Source organism: Nocardia yamanashiensis NBRC 100130, assembly GCF_001613325.1.
GTDB lineage: Bacteria > Actinomycetota > Actinomycetes > Mycobacteriales > Mycobacteriaceae > Nocardia > Nocardia yamanashiensis.
This window is the reverse complement of record NZ_BDCD01000052.1, coordinates 20,960-41,884: the sequence shown is the minus strand read 5'-3', so window position 1 is coordinate 41,884 and position 20,925 is coordinate 20,960. Positions and strand designations below refer to the sequence as shown.

The 20,925-nt window shown below is 67.0% G+C and carries 27 protein-coding genes; 13 read left to right on the top strand and 14 right to left on the bottom strand.

All coding sequences use genetic code 11. The annotated features are described in order from the left end of the window. On the top strand, window positions 1-912 hold a 912-nt coding region (locus tag NY1_RS39845; RefSeq protein WP_067722958.1), incomplete at its 5' end, for an alkene reductase. Continuing rightward, window positions 905-1,522 (top strand): TetR/AcrR family transcriptional regulator, encoded by a 618-nt coding sequence (locus NY1_RS39840; RefSeq protein ID WP_218028564.1) that lies wholly within the window; start codon window positions 905-907, stop codon window positions 1,520-1,522. The genes NY1_RS39845 and NY1_RS39840, both read left to right, overlap by 8 nt. Before the next feature lie 4 nt (window positions 1,523-1,526). Here NY1_RS39840 and NY1_RS43520 read toward each other — a convergent pair whose 3' ends face one another. Then, on the bottom strand, window positions 1,527-1,886 hold the full coding sequence (locus NY1_RS43520) for a hypothetical protein (RefSeq protein WP_157762812.1): 360 nt from the start codon (window positions 1,884-1,886) through the stop codon (window positions 1,527-1,529). 96 nt (window positions 1,887-1,982) lie between these two features. On the opposite strand from NY1_RS43520, the gene NY1_RS39830 reads away from it, so the two are divergent. The 5 genes from NY1_RS39830 (at window position 1,983) to NY1_RS39810 (ending at window position 4,824) form a co-directional block, all read left to right on the top strand. Further along, a complete protein-coding gene (locus tag NY1_RS39830; protein ID WP_233434689.1) occupies window positions 1,983-2,360 on the top strand; it encodes an ASCH domain-containing protein in 378 nt (125 codons plus the stop codon). Beyond that, a complete protein-coding gene (locus NY1_RS39825; protein ID WP_157762811.1) occupies window positions 2,357-3,088 on the top strand; it encodes a hypothetical protein in 732 nt (243 codons plus the stop codon). The genes NY1_RS39830 and NY1_RS39825 overlap by 4 nt, the downstream gene beginning before the upstream one ends. Next, the gene (locus NY1_RS43515; protein WP_067722941.1) at window positions 3,085-4,017 is read left to right on the top strand and encodes a recombinase family protein; all 933 of its coding nucleotides are present in this window, start codon (window positions 3,085-3,087) and stop codon (window positions 4,015-4,017) included. Before NY1_RS39825 ends, NY1_RS43515 begins: the two co-directional genes overlap by 4 nt. A 91-nt stretch (window positions 4,018-4,108) precedes the next feature. Continuing rightward, window positions 4,109-4,450, top strand: a complete 342-nt coding sequence (locus NY1_RS39815; RefSeq protein WP_067722939.1) for a hypothetical protein — start codon at window positions 4,109-4,111, stop codon at window positions 4,448-4,450. 59 nt (window positions 4,451-4,509) lie between these two features. Next, window positions 4,510-4,824 (top strand): hypothetical protein, encoded by a 315-nt coding sequence (locus NY1_RS39810; protein WP_067722937.1) that lies wholly within the window; start codon window positions 4,510-4,512, stop codon window positions 4,822-4,824. On the opposite strand, the gene NY1_RS43510 is transcribed toward NY1_RS39810, so the two are convergent. Continuing rightward, window positions 4,812-4,967, bottom strand: a complete 156-nt coding sequence (locus NY1_RS43510; protein ID WP_157762810.1) for a hypothetical protein — start codon at window positions 4,965-4,967, stop codon at window positions 4,812-4,814. The genes NY1_RS39810 and NY1_RS43510 overlap by 13 nt on opposite strands. Window positions 4,968-5,115: 148 nt before the next feature. Then, on the bottom strand, window positions 5,116-5,352 hold the full coding sequence (locus tag NY1_RS39805; protein ID WP_067722935.1) for a hypothetical protein: 237 nt from the start codon (window positions 5,350-5,352) through the stop codon (window positions 5,116-5,118). Window positions 5,353-5,604: 252 nt separating this feature from the next. Between NY1_RS39805 and NY1_RS39800 the strand changes: the two genes are divergently transcribed. Continuing rightward, entirely contained in the window at window positions 5,605-6,180 is a 576-nt protein-coding gene (locus tag NY1_RS39800) for a hypothetical protein (RefSeq protein ID WP_157762809.1), read from the top strand. A 73-nt stretch (window positions 6,181-6,253) separates the two neighbouring features. On the opposite strand, the gene NY1_RS39795 is transcribed toward NY1_RS39800, so the two are convergent. Then, complete coding sequence (locus tag NY1_RS39795; protein WP_067722928.1) at window positions 6,254-8,899, bottom strand: relaxase/mobilization nuclease domain-containing protein; 2,646 nt, start codon at window positions 8,897-8,899, stop codon at window positions 6,254-6,256. Then, window positions 8,896-9,408: a plasmid mobilization relaxosome protein MobC gene (mobC, locus tag NY1_RS39790; protein ID WP_169815478.1), complete on the bottom strand. Its 513-nt coding sequence runs from the start codon at window positions 9,406-9,408 to the stop codon at window positions 8,896-8,898. Before mobC ends, NY1_RS39795 begins: the two co-directional genes overlap by 4 nt. Before the next feature lie 245 nt (window positions 9,409-9,653). Between mobC and NY1_RS39785 the strand changes: the two genes are divergently transcribed. Then, entirely contained in the window at window positions 9,654-9,884 is a 231-nt protein-coding gene (locus NY1_RS39785) for a hypothetical protein (protein ID WP_067722923.1), read from the top strand. A gap of 72 nt (window positions 9,885-9,956) precedes the next feature. Here NY1_RS39785 and NY1_RS39780 read toward each other — a convergent pair whose 3' ends face one another. Genes NY1_RS39780 through NY1_RS39770 form a run of 3 tightly spaced genes read right to left on the bottom strand, consistent with a single transcriptional unit; the run spans window position 9,957 to window position 12,756 of the window. Continuing rightward, complete coding sequence (locus NY1_RS39780) at window positions 9,957-11,852, bottom strand: hypothetical protein (protein ID WP_067722921.1); 1,896 nt, start codon at window positions 11,850-11,852, stop codon at window positions 9,957-9,959. Beyond that, window positions 11,852-12,523, bottom strand: coding sequence for a hypothetical protein (locus NY1_RS39775; protein ID WP_067722919.1), 672 nt, complete (start codon window positions 12,521-12,523; stop codon window positions 11,852-11,854). Before NY1_RS39775 ends, NY1_RS39780 begins: the two co-directional genes overlap by 1 nt. Then, on the bottom strand, window positions 12,523-12,756 hold the full coding sequence (locus NY1_RS39770) for a hypothetical protein (protein WP_067722917.1): 234 nt from the start codon (window positions 12,754-12,756) through the stop codon (window positions 12,523-12,525). The genes NY1_RS39775 and NY1_RS39770 overlap by 1 nt, the downstream gene beginning before the upstream one ends. A gap of 167 nt (window positions 12,757-12,923) precedes the next feature. Here NY1_RS39770 and NY1_RS39765 point away from each other — a divergent pair, with 167 nt between their 5' ends. From NY1_RS39765 to NY1_RS39750, 4 genes are all read left to right on the top strand, one after another. After that, window positions 12,924-13,790, top strand: coding sequence for a ParA family protein (locus tag NY1_RS39765; protein WP_067722915.1), 867 nt, complete (start codon window positions 12,924-12,926; stop codon window positions 13,788-13,790). Continuing rightward, a complete protein-coding gene (locus tag NY1_RS39760) occupies window positions 13,787-14,251 on the top strand; it encodes a hypothetical protein (protein ID WP_067722913.1) in 465 nt (154 codons plus the stop codon). Before NY1_RS39765 ends, NY1_RS39760 begins: the two co-directional genes overlap by 4 nt. A 458-nt stretch (window positions 14,252-14,709) precedes the next feature. Further along, on the top strand, window positions 14,710-15,597 hold the full coding sequence (locus tag NY1_RS39755; protein ID WP_084536254.1) for a replication initiation protein: 888 nt from the start codon (window positions 14,710-14,712) through the stop codon (window positions 15,595-15,597). Then, window positions 15,597-15,860, top strand: coding sequence for a replication protein RepB (locus NY1_RS39750; protein WP_084536259.1), 264 nt, complete (start codon window positions 15,597-15,599; stop codon window positions 15,858-15,860). The genes NY1_RS39755 and NY1_RS39750 overlap by 1 nt, the downstream gene beginning before the upstream one ends. 61 nt (window positions 15,861-15,921) lie before the next feature. Here NY1_RS39750 and NY1_RS39745 read toward each other — a convergent pair whose 3' ends face one another. The 6 genes from NY1_RS39745 to NY1_RS42485 all read right to left on the bottom strand — a co-directional run bounded on the left by NY1_RS39745 (window position 15,922) and on the right by NY1_RS42485 (window position 20,808). Beyond that, window positions 15,922-17,037, bottom strand: coding sequence for a hypothetical protein (locus tag NY1_RS39745; protein WP_067722909.1), 1,116 nt, complete (start codon window positions 17,035-17,037; stop codon window positions 15,922-15,924). Window positions 17,038-17,498: 461 nt separating this feature from the next. Further along, a complete protein-coding gene (locus tag NY1_RS44070; protein ID WP_067722907.1) occupies window positions 17,499-17,765 on the bottom strand; it encodes a hypothetical protein in 267 nt (88 codons plus the stop codon). 224 nt (window positions 17,766-17,989) lie between these two features. Next, a complete protein-coding gene (locus NY1_RS39735) occupies window positions 17,990-18,658 on the bottom strand; it encodes a YdcF family protein (RefSeq protein WP_067722905.1) in 669 nt (222 codons plus the stop codon). Window positions 18,659-18,716: 58 nt separating this feature from the next. Continuing rightward, the gene (locus tag NY1_RS39730; RefSeq protein ID WP_218028563.1) at window positions 18,717-19,295 is read right to left on the bottom strand and encodes a cysteine hydrolase family protein; all 579 of its coding nucleotides are present in this window, start codon (window positions 19,293-19,295) and stop codon (window positions 18,717-18,719) included. After that, window positions 19,292-20,440 carry a hypothetical protein gene (locus tag NY1_RS39725; protein ID WP_157762808.1) on the bottom strand — a complete coding sequence of 383 codons (1,149 nt, stop codon included), beginning with the start codon at window positions 20,438-20,440 and terminating at the stop codon, window positions 19,292-19,294. The genes NY1_RS39730 and NY1_RS39725 overlap by 4 nt, the downstream gene beginning before the upstream one ends. Then, window positions 20,437-20,808, bottom strand: coding sequence for a GntR family transcriptional regulator (locus NY1_RS42485; RefSeq protein WP_084536250.1), 372 nt, complete (start codon window positions 20,806-20,808; stop codon window positions 20,437-20,439). The genes NY1_RS39725 and NY1_RS42485 overlap by 4 nt, the downstream gene beginning before the upstream one ends. Between the last annotated feature and the right edge of the window lie 117 nt (window positions 20,809-20,925).

Genomic DNA, 20,925 nt, shown 5'->3' with positions numbered 1-20,925 from the left:
TCACCCCAGGGTGTGGGCTACCCGTTCACCCCGGGCCTCTACACCGACGCGCAGGCGGTGAGCTGGCGGCGGGTGACCGATCTGGTGCACGCCGCAGGCGGCCGCATCGTCGCGCAGTTGCAGCACTGCGGGCGCATTTCGCATCCGAACCTGCAACCCGGCGAGGCCCTGCCGGTCGCGCCCTCGGCTGTGCGGCCGGACGGGCAGGCGGTGACCTATGACGGGATGCAGGACTTCCTGACCCCGCACCCACTGGACGCCGACGAGATTCCCGCGATCGTGGCGCAGTTCCGCGACGCCGCCCGGCAGGCCAAGCGGGCCGGGTTCGACGGTGTCGAGGTGCACGCCGGCAACGGCTACCTGCTCGATCAGTTCCTGCGCGACGGTACCAATCACCGCACCGACTCCTATGGAGGCGGCACCGCGGGCCGGATGCGGCTGCTGAACGAGATCCTCGACGCCGTGTGCACCCTCTGGCCGGCGGGGCGGGTGGGTGTGCGCGTGACACCGGAGAACAGCTTCAACTCCATGACCGACTCGGACCCACAGGCACACTTCGAATACGTTGCCGCCCAACTGAGCTCACGCCGTCTGGCCTACCTGCACGTCCTGGAAGGCGACATGAGCACCACCACCCGCACCGTCGACTACCGGGCGCTGCGCGCGGCGTTCGCGGGCACCTACATCGCCAACAACGGCTACGACCTGCAGCGTGCCCAACAGGCAATCGCCGCCGGGCACGCCGACCTGGTCGCGTTCGGAACCCCGTTCGTGGCCAACCCGGACCTGGTGCGCCGCTACCGCGAAGGCTTGCCCCTGGCGGTGCCCGATCGCAGCACCTTCTACACCGGCGGCGACACCGGCTACATCGACTACCCGTTCCATCCGCACGAGGAGGCCCTCAGTGCCTGACCCACGGACCACACGACCCGACACCGGCGGAAATACCTTGGGCGGCAGGACGACTCGTGAACACATCGTCGCCGCCGCGGACGAACTGTTCTACCACCACGGATTCGAACACACCTCCTTCGCCTCCATCGCCGAAGCCGTGCGTCTCTCGCGCGGCAACTTCTACTACCACTTCAAAGCCAAGGACGACCTGCTCGAGGCCGTCATCATCGCCCGCCTCGCCTACACCCGGGACATGCTGGCCCAGTGGGAAGCCGAGACACCCGACCCCGCCGCGCGGATCGGCAAGTTCATCGACATCCTGCTGGTCAACCGCGCCGACATCCAAGACCACGGCTGCCCCGTCGGCACCCTGACCACCGAACTGGCCAAACTCGACCACACCGCCCTCGACCACGCCAGCGGCCTGTTCACCCTCTTCCGCGAATGGCTCGCCGACCAATTCACCCACCTCGGACGAGCAGACGACGCCGACGAACTCGCCATGCACGTTCTGGCCGCCAGCCAAGGCGTGGCCACCCTGGCCAACGCCTTCCACGACGAAGCATTCATCCACCGCGAAGTACAGCGGCTGCAGAACTGGCTCGACACCACCCTCGAACAACCCTGACAAATCAGAAGCGAGACAAGCGATGTTCGTAGTACAGCTCGAATTCTCCACCAACAAGGACCAGGCCCCGCAGCACATGGCCGGCCATCAGCAATGGATCCAACAAGGTTTCGACGACGAGGTGTTCCTGCTGGTCGGAAGCATCAAACCCGGTATCGGTGGCGCCGTACTCGCCCACAACACCACCGCCGAAGACCTCCAACAGCGCGTCGCCGAAGACCCCTTCGTCGCCGCCGACGTCGTCGCTGCCCACATCATCGAGATCGCCGTCGGCCAGACCGACGACCGGCTGAAGTTCCTGACCGACGACTGATTCCGACCACTGAAGAACACTTCGCACATCGCTGAACATGGCTTCGACCATCGACAACACGAATCGGGTCGAACCAGCTAAGATGAGTCTCTAAAACCTCTTCCTGAAACAACGTCTCGAAAAAGGCGTTTGGTTGATTGGGGACTCATGTCGAGGCTCATGGCGGTGTCGCTGACCGAGGACCAGGTGCGCGACCGCAGCAAGACGGTGACGCGGCGGATGGGGTGGCGGGATCTGCGCGCCGGCACCCGGCTCACGTTGTGCCGCAAGGTGATGGGCCGCCGCCGCGCCGACGGGTATGTGGAGCCGTTGGTGCGCATCACCGACGTCGAGGTCGTCGCCGTGCGCCGCGAGCGCTTGGACGCGATCACTCCGGATGAGGTTGTGGCCGAGGGCTTTCCGGAGATGTCCCCGCCGGAGTTCGTGGAGTTCTTCTGCGATTCCCACCGCGGTTGCACCCCGGACAGCACGGTGACCCGGATCCAATGGCGCTACCTCGATCCGGCCCAGGAGCTGCTGTGGTGACCGGTGGCCGGCGCCATCGGGTCGGTGAACTGCTGTGCGCGCGTCACCGGGTGGCGTGCGCGGAGTACTGGCCCGTGCTCGCGACGGCGATCGAGTTCGTGCGGTCCTGCCCCGACTGCATGCTGGTGGCGCACGCGGTCACCAAGGATGAGGACTTCCAGATGCGGGTGCCGGACTGGGGTGGGACCGAGTTCGGGCGCGAGCACGACGCGTTCCACGAGGCCGGGCACACCGTGGCCGCCGTGATGGCCGGCATCCCGATCCTGCGGGTGCGGCTGGGTTCGAGCGTCGTGGCCAGCGAGTTGACCGGCACCGGCGAGGTGGACGCCGAGGGCGCGGTGGAGATCGGTCACGGATCCTTCGACACCGTCGGATTCGCCGCGTTCGTGTGGGCGGGGATGCGCGCCACCCGCAAGTGGTTGATCGACAACGACTCCGGCGATCAGCTGAACCTGATCGACAGCATGTCCAAGGGCGGCCACGACGTAGCGGCCCTGCGGCACAACCTCGGCCCGCACGCCCTGCCGATCCACACCGGCCGCGCCCGCGCCGACGAGATCATCACCCGGCACTGGCCCGCGGTGCAGGCCGTCGCGGACCTGCTGCTGCGCGAGCGCACCTTGTCCGGCCGCGCGGTCGCGGACCTGCTGGCACCACTGTTGCCCGTCCCGGTCCTGGTCGCCGACCCCGACACCACCGATGATTCCGACAAGGAGGCAGTTCAGTGACTCGCTACGGGTACGCGCGGGTCTCGACCCGCGACCAGTCCACCGACCACCAGGTCGACGCGCTGCGCGCGGCCGGCGTCGCTGATGAGCATCTGTTCGTGGAGAAGATCTCCGGCAAGCTGGCCTCGCGCCCGAAGCTCGATGAGATGCTGGCGCTGCTGCAACGTGGCGATGAGGTCGTGGTAACCCGCCTGCGGCGCATCGGCCGCAGCCACGCGCACCTACTGGAGCTGGTGAACCAGTTCGGCAAGGACGGCGTCGATTTCGTCGTCCTGGAGCAGGGCATCGACACCCGCACCCCGGGCGGGCGGCTCATCTTCCACTTCCTCGCCGCGCTGGCCGAGTACGACCGGGAACTGATCGTGGAGGGCACCCTCGACGGCCTGGCCGCCGCCAAGGCCCGCGGCCGCGTCGGCGGGCGCCCGCCGGCGCTGACCCAGGCCCAGCTGGATGTGGCGCAGAAGATGTACGACGAGGACACCCACACCGTCGACCAGATCGCCGCCATCCTCGGCGTCGGCCGCTCCACCCTGTACCGGAAACTGACTGCGCCCTACACCGATTGCGTGCTCGTGATCTACCGCAACAGCAAGACGAAGGTCGATCCGGACGGCAACCGCCGCTACGGCGAAACCCGGGCATCGGAAGCGGTGCAGCTGGAGGCCGACCGCAAGTGGTGGCCGATCGCCGATGCGCGCCGCAAGCATGTGAAGGCGCTGGTGTACGTCGTGGACGGTGTGGTCACGCGGGTGCGGGCGGTGGATCCCGGCGGGCGCTGGCAGGTCGATGACCGCGGCTACGCCGATGTCCCGGTCGGGCCGCCCCTGTCGGAGGTCGAGATCGCCCGCCTGCTGCCGAGCCTGGACCTGCGGCTCGGCGATACCCGGGCATCGGTGAAGGGCAAACTGCGCGAATACCTCTCGCTGTGAAACCAACGACCTTTCCCCGCGAAAGGTCGTTGGTTCGCGATGCCGCGAAGGGGCCGGTTTCGAACACGATAGTGAGGAAGTGCTACCCGCGATGACCAGACAGAGCGCCACCGAGCTCGCCGATGCCGTCGCCGAGATGGTGCACCAAGTGCGCCGCCGCGCGGGCGAGGAGATCCGCGCCGATATCGGCCGCGAGATCGGGGACCGGTTCGTGGGCCGCCCCGGGATGGACCGCAGTGCCTACTCCTGGCAGCACCCTGACGACTGCGTGCTGGAGGAGCTCACCAACAATCCGGCGTTGCAGAAGCTGCCGATGTTGCAGGCCGCGCTGAAACGGTTCGACGACGAGGACGGCGACGGGATCACCGAGGACTTCCGCGCCGGCATCGCGTTCGCGGTCGCGCTGCTCACCGATCCCGACTTCAACTACTGACACGTGCTGCCCCGGTTTGTCTCCCATGGGGGACAAACCGGGCTGGCAGGATCGACGGCATGCCGCTGCCCACGAAGACGAAGGTCTGGCGGCCGAGCCTGGCCGACACCGTCGAAGGTGACCGGGTCGGCTGGATCGCCCCGCCCGGCCACTTCCCGGTCGAGTACGACTGCTCGTTCATCGAGTCGGTCGAGAACCCCAACGCTCGCAAGGTCGAGCGCCGCGAACCTCCGGACGATTCCGGGGACTGGGCGGTGGTGTGGTGGCAGGGCCTGCTGTATCCCGACGGCACCCGCGGCAAGGGTGGCTACTCGTGGGAGTACGTGCCCTGGCTGGAAGTCCTCGAATACCCACCCGGCTCTCACGGCTCGTAGCGGCGGGCGAGCATGCGGGCGCGGCGCCGGCCGCTGGGGCGGCCGTAGGCGAGGCTGAGTCGGATCTTCAGCTGGGCGTAGCGCCACCGCTGGGCTGCAGTCTCCGGGACGGGCCACAGGGCGAGGACATTCGAGTCGCTCATACCCGGTTTGGACGGCCGCCAGGTGGTCTCGGTTCCCGCGCTGGAGTCCGCGCACCGACGCCGGTGAAACACCCACCGGATTAGGTGGCTTCGGGATGTCCTACCTGATCAGGATTCGGGCAGTCCCTGATGAATCCGATCCGGAGGGTCAGAACAGGATCAGCAGCGCGAAGAACACGAACAGGACCAGCCCTGCGGCGAACAGCCACCACCACCGGAACACCACCTCGTCCGGGTCCGGCAGAATGCCGTCGCGCTGAAGCTTGTCGATGTGCCGCAGCGAACTCATGTACATGCCGGGCCGGTAGTACGGCTCCGGCAGTGGGCGCGTGCAGCGCGGCTCGAGATGGCGGTCGAAGCAGTACGGGCAGTCGTACCAGATCATCGCCCTGTTCCTCCCCGTAATCCCCCACCCTGCCGTGCACCGTAACCCTCCCCCCTGACAATCCTGATCCCTTCTTCCCCTTCCCGTCCCTCCCTTCACCTTTCCCCTGCTCACTCCTTTGTTCTTTCAAGCCCTTCAATTCACCACACACCTCTTGCACGCACGTGGTGATTCCAGAGAATTTCGTCCGGCGAAAATTGATACGTTGCTTGGATGGCCCCCAAACCCTGCCCCCGATGTGGTCTTGCGGTGATGCCGTCAGACGGTGAGCGGGGCCGCCCACGCAAGTGGTGCTCGGATCAATGCCGCCGCCTCGCCTCCGAAGAACGCCGCGCTGCTGCCGCCGGCGGACGGGCGATCGAAGTGCGGGAGGAGATCCGCGAGAAGGTCGTCGAACGCAGCCGCCCGCTCTCGCCGGAGGGCGCGGTGGAGAAGGTGCTCTCTAGCGACGCCGCGACCGAGAAACTGCTCCGGGTCCTGGCGTATCGGCGCCGCCGGAATCCGCCGCAGACCTCGATGGAGAAGTGGAGGGATTCGCGAGTGCATCCGCTGCTCTACGACCTGTGGCAGGCGTATCACGACTCTGTTGGAACATCGGTTCCGACGCCTGCTACCGGCATCATCGGAGACCCGACTTCGGCAGGTGCCGGCGCGCAGCGAGCAGCGGTCGATTTAGTGCTCGGGTCACCGGGCAGTGTCCGCGAAGTTATGACCACTCTCGTCTCGTGGGCACGGTCGGGGACCCTGACTCGCAGCGAGCACTCCGACACCGTCCAGTTAGCTCAGGAACTTCTCGACGCCCTCCGGATGCAGGGACTGGCGCGGTAACCCGCAAGCCCGGTTCGGTGGCAAGCCAGCGCAGCTGGTGCGGCAGCACCGATCGCCTACTCGGCCGACCGAGTCACATGCCGATTCCGTGGTCCTTGCCGCGCCCGCGCCCCAGGTCCGTCGAGGGACGGCGGGCCGCCTGTGCGCCCCGGCCCGGTTCCACGCGCGGCTGTCGAGGACGCGACAGCCCACCATCCTGGCCTCGGGTGACTGCTTCGGCAGCCTGCTGTTCGGGAGTCAGTTTCGCGCGGCGAGCGTGCTCGGTTTCGACCTTTTCCAGCTCCGATTGCAGGTTCCGCAGATGCGTGTGGTCGTCGCGGATCTCGCGGGCATCCTCGTCGTGGGCGCCGCGCAGCAGGTACTTCTGGTGCGCCGGATCGGCGCGCCGCAGCACGTTGTTCCACTCGCTCGCCAGCACGCCGGTCGCGGTCGCGGTGGTGTCGGCGGCCTCGCGCGCGGCCTGCGCCACGGGCTCGAACCGTTGCAGTTTCTCCTCGGCCTGGGTCAGCTCGGCTTGTGCTTTCTGACGGGCCAGCATCCGCCGTTTGGGCAACTCGGCGAGCTCCTGGGCGAGCCGAGCATGCTCGGTTTCGAGGCGATCGAGCTGCCGTTCGGCCTCGCCCGCAGCATCGCGGGCGGCCTGAGCATCCGGGATCAGGCGGGCCTGCGCGGTCGTGGTCTCGTTCTCGGCGCGCACTGTGCGGGTGCGGGGGCCGCCGTTTCGGGCACGGTCGTCGAGGTCGGCGGCCAGCACCCGCAGCTCCTCGCGCCGGTGCGTCAACTCCGCCGCCAGCTTCTCATCGCTCCAGTCCTGCGGCGCGAGATCCAGGTCCGCAAAGCCCGCGGCGGCCACATGGGTGTTGCGCAGCGATGACTTCTCCTGCGGTGTCAGGTCGGTGTAGAACGTCCGCAACCGCGGGCGCGGAACCCCGGTATCGGTGGGCGGGGTGAGCGGACCGGACGCGGCGGCGAGCACCTTGTCCGGGTCACGAGGACCGGGCTTCGACTGTGCCGCGGCGGGTTCGGGCATGGAGTCCAGGGCCTTGTCGGCGGCGCGACCGGCGGCGGCGGTGAACACCTGGGCGGCGTCGCGGTCCCACTCGAACAGGCGCGCCGCGTGCTCGTTCTCCCACGCCGTGCGGACCGGGCCCAGCTGGGCGTAGGTCATGTTCTCGACCGCTGCCGCGCGCCACAGTTCCCCGCGGCTGCGGTGCGCGCCCGCGACCGCCTGCGCGATCGCGATCAACGCCAGCAGCAGCAACAGCATCAACGCCAGCAGCAGCACCGCGACCTCGGACACCGGATCCGAAAGCGGCGGCCGGGCAGCGGGTTTGCCGCGCTGCGGATCGGCCAGCAGCAGCCGGGCCACGTCCGCGAACACGGTCGGATGCGTGCCCGGCGGCGGCCGGTAGCGGTCACGGGCCTGGTTCACCTGCGCCGAGCGGGTCAATTCGCGGTGTGCTGCCGCGAACGCACCCGGCTGATCACCTTCGAGGACTTCGCTCCAGGCCGCGAAAGCGCCGGCGGCCTGCCCGGCGATCCACGCCCACTGGGCCCGATCCCCGTGCGGTACGTCGGCCAGCTGCTGCTGCCACTGCCCGATCTCGGCGATCGCTTCCCGCCACACCTCCGTATCCGGGCCCGGACGCTGGGACCGACGGGGCGTGTCGGTGTGGTTCTTCCACGCCTGCAGCGCGGCGTCGCGCCCGGCGGGGCTGTCGTCCCACTGCTGCCCGCGCAGCGCGGGCAGGGCGAGGTCTCCGGCGAGTTTCCCGCCACCGAGCCAGGGCCCGATCTCGGCGCCGTCGCGGCGCATCCGCACCGAGTAGCCGGTGACTTCCTCGGTACCGCCCGCCTTGTAGAACGGGCGCACCGCGATCCCCGCCGACCGCAGACCATGCACGAAATCGGCTTCCGATTCCGCCGCGGTCGCGATCGCCCGCACCGATCGGCGCAACCGTTCGCGTTCGGTTTCCGGGGTACCGAGCCGCTTCTGGCGCTCGATCTCCGCCCGCGAATGCCCGGACAAGCCACCGCCTTCGGCGCGTGACGCCAGCACCTGCAGCCCGAACTCGTGCTCCAGCTCGCCACACACTTCGTCGGCGCGCTTCCAATCCCCCTTGGCCTTACCCGGCCCGTAGTCGTAGGTCGAGACCTTCGACCCGTCCTCACGGATCAGCGAAGCAGCGATATGGATATGGTCCTGGCCCTCCCCGTCCGCACCGGACAGCCCGTGCCGCACCGCGACCCAGCGCGCCTGGGCACGCTTGCCGTCGGGGGTGCCGGTGAAGCCCATCCGCTCCATGAACGCCTCGGCGACCTGCTCCCACTTCTCGTCCGACAGCTTCTCCCGGGGCATCAAGGCCAGCACGCAATGCCACACCGGGGCGTCCTTCAGAACGCCGTCCTCGCCCTTGCGGGCGGGCTCGAACACATCCATCCCGAGATCCCGGCCACCGACGCCGGCCTTGGCCTTCATCCGCACCGGGGTCTTGTACAACCGGCGCGGAATCTCGATCTCGTGCGCCACCGCCAGCGCGGTCTCCCGCGCGGCCTCGTCGTCACCAGGACCGTCGAAACGCTCCAGCCACATCTCCCGCATCACCGTCGGCGAACCCGCCACGACATGCCGGTCGGTGTGCTCGTTGTGCTCCCCCGGCCCCAACAGATACGCCACCAAACCGGCCAGCTTCGCCCCGCGCCGGATCTTCGGAATCATCGCCGCGCTGCTTGCTTGGCCAGCTCCTCGATCCGCTCAGCCCGCTCCCGCAGCTCCTCCGCCACCAGCTGCAGTTCCTCGATCAGCTCCCAGATCTCTTCCGACAGCTCACCCTCCACGTGCATCGAATGCACGATCTGATTCAGATTGCCGCCGATCTTGCGCACGTGATGCCACCGCATCATGTCCAACGCACTTGCCGCCGAACCCAACTGGGCCACGATCTCCCGCCGCTGCGGCCACGGCAACCACGGTCCACCACCCTCCCCCGACGACCCGCCGGGCACCGGATACGCCGCGGCCTGCACCACATACCAGGGCAGCGTGCAGTTCGCCTCCTCCGCGAACTGCTGCACCCGCGCGTACTCCTCCGCCGAGAACACGATCTCCGGAGTGTGCTTCGGGCCCACGATGTTCGGGCGCCGCCGACGCCGGCGCGACCGCGCCACGTTCTGCGAACCACGCCGACCACTCGCCGAACCCGCCCCCTGAGCCTCCTGCTCGCTCACCGAAACCACCCTCCGATCGGGTCCAACCCGGACGAAAAAACCGCCTAGCGCAGCGACCACCCGTCCCCGGGTGGGCTCCTCGCCCCTGCGAGGAGAACTCATTTACCCCTGGGTAAATGTTACCTTGCTCCGCCTGGGGCTGAGTACGAGTGTACCGGGAAGTCGATCATTGGGCGGGGTTTGGAATCGGGACCGCACAGGAGAAATCGGGTGGTCGGTTTCTCGGGCGTACGTACGTTGGGGCGATGGTGGGAAATCATTTGGGGCGGGCGCAATGGCTCGCTGGGGACGCGTACCGGGCTATGGACGACGCCAAGGAGGCCTCCGAGAGTGCGCTGGTAGACGGTGCCTATCTTCGGCCGGAGAAGGCGGCGGAGCTCGCGTTGCGTTGGAAGATCGTCGAGGCGATGCAGCGGCAGGCCGAGCTGCACCTGCGCGTAGGAATCGGACTCGGGGAGGATCCGCCCAACGGGTAGGGTCTGAAGACGCGACAGTCCCCGGCGGATACGACCCGCCGGGGGCTGTCGCGTTTCTGTGAGCGTGCGGGCTTACTGCCGTTCGGGTTTGCGCAGTTCGATCACCTGCCCGCGCCTGCTGGTGCGGCCGGCGGCTTCGGCGTGGATCCGCAGGGCGGTGTCGCGGATGTTGCCGATCGTCTTGTGGTGCACCTTGGTCTCGGCGTGGATGGCGTTGGGCGTCTCGTCCGCGGCGAGCATTTCCAGCACCCGCACTACGGTCTCGAACGGCATCCGCTGCCCGATGCGGCGGGCCCGCACTTCGTGCGCCAGCTCGGTCGCATCACCCCGCACTAGGCCCGCACTTTGCTCCGGTGCGAGTGCGAGTGCGGCCCGCAATGCACCCGCACTTGCCGAAGTGCGGGGCCCCGCACCAGAAGAAAGTGCGGGCGCTGGTGCGGGTGTCGTGCGGGCTACTGGGTGCGGGCGGGAAGTGCGGGCCGTCGCCGGTGCGGGCACCTCGCCGCCGAAAGTGCGGGCTGGTGCGGGAGCACTGGTGCGGGCCGGTGCAGCCTCGGTGACCTGCTCGGCTTCCTCGCCGTCGTCCTGGTGCGAGGTGTCGGCGGCGGGCTCGATGCGCTGGTGCGGGCTGCCCGCACTTCCCGCACTTTCCTGGTGTGGGGCAGGCTCGGCGGCCTCCTGGACGTAAGTGCGGGCCTGGTGCGGGAAGCCCGCACTTACGCCCGCATCAGTAAGTGCGGGGTCTGCACTTACGCCGGGGAAGCCCGCACTTTCCTCCGGTGCGGTTGCCCAAGTGCGGGCCTGCACTTCGGCAAGTGCGGGCTCTGGTGCGGGCGTAGTGCGGGGCGCGAGTTCGCGCTCGTACTCGGCCAGCATCACCGTGTCGGACTCAAGTGCGGGGGCCTGCACTTGCCCGAGTGCGGGCGGTTGCTGAGGCTCCGGCGCGGTCTCGACGCTCGCGGCGGTGAGTTCGGCGCGGGGCGCGCGATCGAGGAATTCGCGTTCGAGTTCGGCCATCGCCGATCCGGTCTCCTCACGCGGCGCACGCTGCGCGAGAGGCCGAGACGGCACGCGGGTGAGGTCGGCCCAGTCGGTGGACGGCTGATACTCGGGCAAGGTGTAGGCGCTGAAGCGGCCCTCCAGGTGTTCGGTGAGCCGATCCCGCACGGAGGTCTCGCCGAGCACGACACCGTCGTCGGTGGCCTTGTCGATCGCGCGGTGCAGGCGACGGAGCGCGCGACGCTCGGCCCGGTCGCCGGCGCTCGTGGTGCGGGCCAGGCGCACCGAGTCTGCGGCTCGGGCCAGATCGGCCAAGCGGCGTTCGATGGCGACTTCGGCGGTGGTGCGGTCGGTGGGATCGGTGATCCCCCATCGCACCAGCAGCCGCTGCGGGGAGATCCGCCAGTTCATGCCCCCGGCCTTGCCGGTGAGCTTGCGCCGTTCCAGTGCCATGGACCGTTCCCAACCCCAGGCCGCGACCAGGGGGGCGATCAGACGCAGGAGCCATTCGCCGACGGTGGCGGCGTGGGTGGCGGCCAGGACGCCGGACAGGATGGTCAGCACCCACATCGCGATGCCGTCGACACCGCCGGATCCGGTGTCGATCTGCGAGCGCCGTGCCCGCATCGCGGAGGCGACGACCATCAGCTCGATGAACGCGAAGGTCGCGAACACCAGCGGTTTGGGCATACCGGCGATGCCGGTGAAGAACGAGAACATGCCTTGCGCGGCGACCACGCTCGCGATCGCGGACGTGACCAGGGTGAGGACTCGTTCCGCAGTGAGGTCGCTGTTGGCGGCGGCGTCCTTCACGCGGCGGCTCGCGCGGGTCAGGAACCAGCCGGTCAGCGCGATCCCCGCGAGCGCGACGGCGGCGACGATGGCGAACTGCGTGGGGTGGGTGGACACCGCGCGTGCCCATTCGTCGGTGGAGGCTGGCAGGGCGAGAGCTGTCGTCTGGCCGGTCATCAGTGGGATTCCTTCTTCTCGGTGAGCGGTGCTTCGAGGTAGAGGGGGGTCTTCGTGGTGTGGGCCTGCGCATCCGTGAACTCGACGGCACGGCCGGGGATGATGAACTGTCGCGAGGCCATGGCGTAGCCGTGGCTGAAGACCAGGGACATCAGCACCGCAATGGCGCTCGTGCTGACGATGACGACATCGACGAACATCTTGTAGGCAGCGGCGTGAGTCAGGGAGTCACTGGCCCACAGTGCGCCGGCGGCGAGGGTGAGCGCAGCGGCGGCGATCCAGTAGAGAAAGCGCAGATCCCGGGCAGGGGTCCGGTCGATCAGGGAGTCGAACGTCGTCATGGTGACGCTCAACAGCCCGAACAGTGCGATCCCTGCACCGGGTCCGGCCACGAGATCGGCGATCGATGCCTGGGGTGGCTGGTTGGCCAAGATCGACAGCGCGACAGAGATCCCGCCCAGAGCAATCACGCTGATCATCGCCCGAAGCGTCCGCCGCCGATACCGACGCAGCGCCGCCCATTCCAGGAGCGCACTGCGATCAGCGGGCGTGAGTTCCGCTGCGACCGACCGCAGCGAGCGCGACGCCACCTCGCTCCGAGCGATCAGGTATGCGTATTCGGCCTGCACCTGCCCGGAGAGCGCAGCGCTTGGTTTGCGATGGAACAACATCAGCGGTCGCCTTTCGGTAATGAGGGGTCGCATTCGGACGCCGACGGAACTCCGGCCGCGTCCAGGTAGGCGTTGATGGCGGCGTCGACGGTGTCGTTGATGACGTAGTCGTGGCGGCGGATCCAATCCAGACGTGCGAGGGTTTCCGGCCGCAGCTGGGTGGAGAAGGGTCTCTTCCCTCGGGCGCTGCGGGCGGGAAGTGCGAAGTCAGGGGAATCGGAGGGGCCAGTCATACCAACATTCTACCTGCATGTATGCATACAAGCTTGCTTACATGCAGCCAACATGTAGATGATTTTCGAGGTCGCGCGTGCGCACGTACGCGCGTAACACGCGGGTGGGCGTACGCGCGGCAACCTGGCAGCGTGTCCGCTCGCGATGGCGGCGGCGATGTGTCAGGGTGACCCCGGAACGCTGGCCCCTCCGGGGCCGCACCCGGGACGAGAGGGCGGTCGAGATGTCGGAAGCGGTCGTGGTCGCGATGGCGAACCAGAAGGGCGGCGTGGGTAAGTCCACGTGCACGATCTGCACCGCGCGCGCCGCGTCCCGGTACCACGGTGCCCGGGTCCTGGTGGTCGATATGGACCCTCAGGGCAACGTGACCAGCACTCTGGCCCGCGAGCCCATCGCCGCCGACGAGGTCACCCTCGCCGACGCGATCACCCCGGACAGCGATGTCCCGCTGCGTGAGGTGATCGTGCCGACGATCTGGGATGGAGTGGACCTGGCGCCGGGCGGCCAGAAGCTCTCGATCGCCGATGCTCGGCTCAACTTCGCCGAGTATGGACGTGAGTCCGCGCTACGCAGAGCCCTTGAGCCGGTCCGCGGTGACTATGACCTGGTCATCATCGACAATCCGCCGTCGCTGTTGGGGCAGATGCTGAAGAACTCGCTGACCGCCGCCGATGCCGTGGTGCTGGTGACCGAGGCCGATGAGTGGTCGGCTGACGGCCTGGCGCTGCTCGGCAAGACCATTGCCCGGGTGCGGGAGAACTACAACCCGCAGCTGCGGATCATCGGCACCGTGATGAACAAGTGGCGCGAGACCCGATCCGGGCGCGAGGCCGCCACCGAGATCATCGAGGGTATGACCAAGCACTTCCCCGGTGTCCCGGTCTGGATCGATTACAAGATTCCGCTGTGGGTCGGGGTCACCGATGCCAAGAAGGGCATCGCCTTCGACGAGTCCAAGGACGCTCGCCTGCGCGTGATGGCTCAGGAAGTCTGGCAGCCGATCGCCGGCCACATGCTCCAGGCCACCGCATGAGCGCCACGGAGCAGGCCACGCCCGAGCCGAAGCCGCGCAAGAAGACCGCGCTCAACGACGATGAGATGTGGTCGGTGTCGGGCAAACCGCCGGAGGTCACCGAGCAGCCCGCCGCCGCACCTGCGGCCCCGGTCGCTCCAGCGAATCCTGCCGCTAGCACGCGGTCTGCCTCGCGCGCGCCCGCGCGTACGCGCGAGACCCGCGGGCATGCCCGTGACTTGGCTGAGGCCCGAGGCCGCAAGCAAGTCCGCGACGCTGCTCACGCCTGGGCATCGGCAGCCCGTAAGGCCGCTGATCGCCGCGACGAAGTCTTCGCGGAGTGGCAGCTCGCGATCGGCCGCGGTTCCGACCGCGAGCTGATGGCGACGTTCATGCTCGAAGCGTGCGAGCGCCACGGCATGGACTGGCATCTGCTGCCGGAGGAGATCCGAGCCGATATCGCCCGCTACACCGAGACGTAGCCCGGCCTGTCGGTGGTGTGGTCCTCGCGCGTACGCGTGCCCGCGCGTGCAGGAGGTCTTCACCAGTGAAGACCTCCTGCTGGGAGAGCCGAGGTCACACCGGCTGTGCGGCACCCTGTCTACGTTGCAGACACGGCGGTAGGAAGGTCGTGACCGGAGTTCTGTGATCCACGCAACCTGTCCGCTGTTTTCGTCAACGTCGGACGGCACGCAGGGTGCAAACTCCGGCGGGTAATCCGGAACCACCGGATTAGGCCAAGTTTTCGTGTCGTACCGCATCAACGTGACAGGTAGTTCTATGCGAATTAGAGCATGGGTATCTATATGGTTCGGCGTGCCTACTGCATCAAAAATCACTGCACTGCAGGATGGCCCGAGAGGGGTGGGGCCCCGCAGCTATCTGAAATGGTTCGGCGTGCCTACTGCATCAAAATTGAGCGTGGGGGTTAGGTAGCCCCATGGCATCTGGGCAGGTCCTCATGACGGACGGGCAGTGGGCACTCGATGTGCTGCTGCCGTACAAGCCGTATGCGACGAACTACCTCGCGGACGGCCAGTTTCGGAGGCCACGTGAGGAAGCGTTGGAGATGCGCTATATCGAGCACTCTCCACACGCGATGATCGGGTCCATCGTGATCGACTGCGACCACGTCGACACCGCTCTCAGGGCATTCGAGCGCCCCAAGAATCATCCCGACCCGAACTGGGTTGCCCAGGCCCCCACCGGGCGTGGCCATATCGGGTGGTGGCTGAAGAGGGATTCCCACGTGTGCCGAACGGATTCGGCCCGGCTGAAGCCGTTGCGGTTCGCTCAGCGCATCGAGGCAGGTCTGCGTGCCGAAGTTGGGGGAGATCCCGCCTATGCGGGTCGTTTGACGAAGAACCCGATCCACGAGGACTGGGAGACCATCTACGGTCCCTCGGAGGGTTATGTGCTGGCGCAGTTGGTGACGCCTTCGACGCCGCGGCAGATGCCGCGCCGGCCACAGAAGGCGTCCGGACTCGGCCGGAACGTCACCATGTTCGATACGGCCCGCACGTGGGCCTATCCGATGTGGTGGCAGCACCGAGACGGCACCCAGGAGAACTGGGAGAAGCTCGTGCTCGACTATTGCCTTCGTGAGGTCAACGATCTGTTTCCGTACCCGCTGCCGTTCTCGGAGGTGCATGCGACGGCGCAGTCGATCAGCCGTTGGATCTGGCGCAACTTCACCGAGGAAGCGTTCCGGAAGACGCAGTCGGTACGTGGGAAAATCATGACTGACACGCGGCGTGCTGCGATCGCCACGACCAACAAGAAGCGAGCCATCGATCGCGCGATGGTTCTGGCTGCGCTGGAGGGATGATGGGCGCCGAGAACCCTATACGGCGGAGTAAGACCGCCCGCGAGCTCGCCCACGAGCTGGGTATCAGTGAGCGCTCGATCCGCAACATCGCGGCGGAGCCGCGAGGGGACTACGAAGCGCGAACCCGAGCCAAGGAGCAGCGTGCTCAGGAACTGCGATCTGCCGGATTGAAGTACCGGCAGATCGCAGAGGAGATGGGCATCTCCATCGGGTCGGTTTCGGTGCTGCTTCACCCCCGCCGCCAGGAATCCCGAGCCAGCTGAAGGCGCTCGCGCGTACGCGTGCACGCGGGTACGCGAGGGCTTTGCCCTGCAGAAACTGACATCAGTGCAGGTCACGGGTTTTTCGCGCCAGCTCGCGGCGCGCGGCGTCGCTGTTCGCGCGGTGGTCTGCGGCCTTGCCGATTGCTTTGTGCTTGGCCTCGGCCGCGATGGCGCGGGCGGCGACCCAGCCGGGAGAGTTCGGATCTGCCGCGTTCATCGCCGCGGCGCGGGCTTCCTCGCGAAGTCGCGCCCGGTGCTCGCGCTCTGCGGCTTCGGCCGCGACGGTGCGGGCCCGGTCCAGCCGGGCCGGGGGCACCTCGTCCTGGATCGCGTCCAGGATCGTCCAGAGGTAGCCCGCCGGGTTCCGTGGTGCGGTCAGCAGTTTCTTGTCCGCGATACGCCACTCCTCGAACGCGCCGTACACGTCGTTGACGTCCCACTCGGTGGAGGCGGTGGCCTTGCGCGTCAGGACGGCCGCCAGCCGCCCGGGGCGTATCAGCCGTACCCAGAGCGGGAAACGTTCGTCACGGCGCACGCCAGAGGCCAATCTGAGCGCCCTGGGGTCGTACGCTGGGCTCCGCCTGGACCGCTCCTTCTTGTCCGGGCCGCGCGAAGCGCGTCTTTCCATCGTGTTCTGTGGTGAAGAACCACATCCTCTCCGTGAGAGAAAAGCGGAACCCTCGCTACGCTCGGGAGGGGTGCCAATCCCCTGGTCAAGCAGTGTTTGCACCAGGGAGTTATCCACAGGGAAGTCCCGGGATTCGTGCAGTGCGGACACGGCGGTCCAGCCCTTGATCTTCGGCTCGTGGCGGTCCCAGCGGCGCAGGGCTTCGAGCTTGGTGAGCTGGCGGCCGCGGTAGACGACGGTGCGGCAGCCGAACTTGTAGAGCAGGCGACGGCACCGGTGCATGGTGGACTCGCTCATGCCGGTGGCCTTCATCAAGGCGGCCATCGGGGTGCGGGCACCCCGGCCGGTCTTGAAGTCGGCGGTGCCGGCCTCGGCACGCAGGTACGCCAGGAAGGTGTCCCGGCCGACCGACTCGGCCACCCGGTTGCCGTAGAGCAGCGTGTAGTGCATGTCGTAGAGCGCCATCGCGTGCGCGATGAACCGCTCCAGCCCCCACCAGCACGCCGCCACGCCCTGGTACGGATCGTCGGGAAAGTCGCTGGGGCGCACGGGAGGTAGGGAGAACAGCACCTCGACCGGCGTCAGCCGTCGACGCCGGCGGGGCCGGGGAGAGGCAGTGCAGCCTCGGCCGGAGATGCGTGAGGCGCTGCTGCGCTGAGAAGCGTTCAGCACAGCGCGATCCGGGGTATCTGGCACGCCCGCACTGTTGCGGGCGGGTTCTCCACACCGGCCGGTGTCACGTCGGGGGAGCCCGTCCACGACGGACAGCGGTGACGGCGTGTCGGCGTGGAACGCCAGTATTTCCGCTGGTCAGGCGGAATGTAATTACTGATATCGCAAATGAGGGCATGTTCGCTCGCACCCGAATCGGGACGTGCGATACCCTGAGATCCGTCAGCCAAGACGAAATCCCTTCAAAGGGTGCGAGTTACCCTCGACGTGCCAGGTCGAGGGTTTTTTCGCGTTTATGAGGTTGTGTGTCCACCGTGCGGGGCCAGCCCGCACTCAGGTCATCCAGCCAGTGGCAGCTCCTTCTGCTGTCCGGTTTGCTTCTTCCGGCGAGGCTTCGCCGGTTTGCCTTGCGCCGCAGCGGCTTCCCGCTGCTGCTTAGCCAGTGCCCGCAGCTGCCGCACAGTCGGCTTCCGCGGTTTGCCCAGTTCGAGCACCAGGTCTTCGCGGCCGATGTGCAACGCCATGACGTCTGCGACGTACTGGGCGATGCTCATGTCGTTGTCCTTGGCGCGCTGGCTGATCTCTTCGAATACTTCGAAGGCCAACCGCGGCCCTACTTGCTGCCGTGATCCCTTAGCTCTCTGAGCCATGGCGCACAGCATTCCATCGTCAATCTGTGAAGGTGCGGAACTGGGAACCGACACGCCGGAATACGTCACATGCGGCGCAGCCGGCGCGGCACGGCGGATGGGGCGTGAGCCATCAGGTAGGGGGTTCCAGAGTGGTTGGTGCACATGCGGTCTGAGAACCTTCCAAGATCGTACGCGAATCATTCGGGAAGCAGCCGATCAGTGAAGCCAGCATCGACGAGCCGCGAATACGCCTGGCGCACTTCGTCTGGGACTTCCTGTTCGATGGCCCAGCCGTTGTCCGCGTAGACCCAAACCCGCTGAGTGTCACCGACGAGCATGGTGATGACCCGCTCGATGTCGCCGATCCGGTCGATGTAGTAGTCCAGTGGTACATCCCGCGGGGCGCAGACGACGTCGACTTCCGGCCACTGCTTTCGGCAGATGGCATAGCTACGCCGCTGTTGGTACGGACGCGAAATCAGCATCACCGATTTGACGCTGCCGAGCGTGCCGTGCTCGGCAAGCAGCGCCCGGGTGAAGTTGATGTTCTCGGTGGTGTTGGTGGCGTTGGGCTCCACCAGGATTGCTTCTGGTGGCACGCCGCCGGCGATGGCCCATTCGCTGTAGTGCTGGGCCTCGCCGCGGGGGAAGCGTTCGATCGTGGTGGGCGCGGTGGCGCCGGTGAAGACGATCAGCGGGAAGAAGCCCTTGTGGTAAAGCTTGATTGCCTGGTCCGCGACGCCCAGGTCATGGCTACCGAGTCCGATAGCGGCATCGACGGGTCGGACTTCGTGGCGCAGCTGGTTGTAGTGCCAGAGGGTTTCGATATCGGGCACCAGGTCCTCGGGCAGGGTCGTCAGCGGCATGAAGTGCCCTTTCGCTCGTGCAGCCTGTAGCCGTTTGACCAGGCGAGTTCAACCGAAATCATGTAGCCGGAGCAGTTTCGATAGCGTCGCGAACGTTGCCTGCGTCGATGAGCTGTCCAGCACCTACGAGACGAGAAATGTGCAGCAAGGCCGAATCGTGGATTTCCTGGGCGGGGTGGCGAGTCGCGTTGGATGCCACTGCATCTCGCACGACCCAGGGGACATAGCCGCGCTCGAATGCATCGAGGGCGGTCTTGAGAACGCATGCGTCCGTAGCTATTCCGCAGATGACGAGGTCGGTGATGTCCAGCTCGTCGAGCAGGGCTAGGCCCTCGTCGGTCAGGGCGGTGTAGGTGGTCTTGTCCAGGACGCGCGCGTTGGCGCGGGCGGTGAGTGGCACCAGCTCGTCCACGATGTCGGTGTCCGGTGGGCCGTAGAGGGCTCGCCAGCCGATCAGGGTTTCGTATGGGCTGCCCGCATAGTTCCAGTACCGCGTGAAGATGGTGGGGCGTCCGGTGGCTGCCCACCGGGTGGCCAGGTCGAGAACGATCGGAATGACGGGCGCGCTGTGCTGGTTGACGAACCCCTTCTGCGCGTCGACGACCAGCAGGGCCGCCTTCTCCAGTTCGATGGTCATCGACCTGTCTCCTTGAGGGCTTCCATGGCCAGATTCAGATGTCCAGGCAGGCCGCTGGTGCTCACGATCGCGTCGCGCATCTGCTGGTGCTGTCCGGTTTCCTGTGGCCGAGGGGTAAGCAGAACCGAGCGAGCGGCCCGCAGGAATCCGTACCCATATCGGGTGCAGACCTCCGGGTCAGCGCCGTTTTCGATCTGTTCGTTGATTCGCGCGGCCAGTGCCCACACGGCCTGGAGGCCGATCTCGAAGGCGACAAGGTCCCCCTCTGGCAGTGCCCGAAGCGGATCGTGCGGGTGGTAAACGACGCCGGACCAGCTGGACCATGCGCTCGAAACACCCGGAGTACCAAATGATTTCATCTCGGGCGGCTGGTGTCCGGCGCTCAGGAGCTCCTGCTCGATTCGTTCGCCGTTGGCCTGGGCGGCGGTGTCGTCGGTCAGGTCGCGGTCGACGAGGATGCGCGGCGCGCAGATCAGGCGTAGCCCGGTTTCGAGGGTAGAGCCGACCCAGGGAGTGGAGTGCACCCAGTAGAGGCTGAGGACGTATGAGGCTTCGACTGGAGTGCTGGTCAGGCTGCTGAGCTGGGCACTCGCCCATTCCAGGTTCTCTGCGTACGACCGGTAGCGCCAGATCGCCAGTGTGGTCACGTCGGGGATGTCGAGGTCTTCGACCAGGTGGATGATCGCGGTTCCCCAGGGCCAGATATGGAGGGTGCACTCGTCGCCGGCGCCTTCCAGACCTGCGGTCCAGCAAGGTGTTTTCCCGAGATAGCCGGTCACTTCGCGCATGCCGAGTTCGCTACTCAGCCGTTCAGCGCCGGCCTGGCCGATATGCGCTGCGATGAACTTGTGTGAGCGGACGCCGATGCGGCTGCTGGTGCTGGGAGCGAGCGCGCCGACGGCGAGGAGTACATCACCGGGCGGTGTGGTGCTGGTTTCCCAGGAGGTGATGTGCCCTGGTTTGATCTCGCGGCCGATGAGCCGACTGAGAGCTTCGGCGAAGACTTTCGGAGACATCCCTGCCGCCGAGCGGGCCAGCGCAACACGGTTTTTCGCCAATGCGGAGTAGTTGGGGTGGTAGCTCGATCGCCTCGCGTGCAGTCCGGTTACCGTGCCGGGGCTCTGGGGAAGGCGGCTGACGTTCACCCTGCCTCCTGAGTCGCAGTATCAGAGCTCTCCGAGGGGTGATGGAGGATGAGGTTCGCGTAGACCTCTTCCATTTGGGTCTCGAGTCGGGCGAGACGTTCTCGGATTTCCTCGATTTCGTCGTTGGCCGGCTCCGGCTCCGGCGCCGTGCGCACGAAGCTACCGAGACCGTGGAAGGTCTCCACCACTCCTTCGTCGCGAAGTTCGGACAGTGCTCGCTCGACCGTGTTGACCGACACCTCCCACTGTTCCGCGAGGCTTGTCTTCGCTGGCAGCTGGTCGCCCGGAGAGTATTCGCCGGAGCTGATCCGCTGCCGAAGATCGTCGGCGAGTAGCTGCCATCGAGGTCGTCCAGGGCGTTTGGTCATGCAGCAAGCGTAAGTGATCAGGTGTCACCTCGTCTCATCCCACTCATACCTATTGACCACATATGACAACACTGCTGTACTAGGTCATAGGTATCAGTAGGTATGAGTAGTGATGAC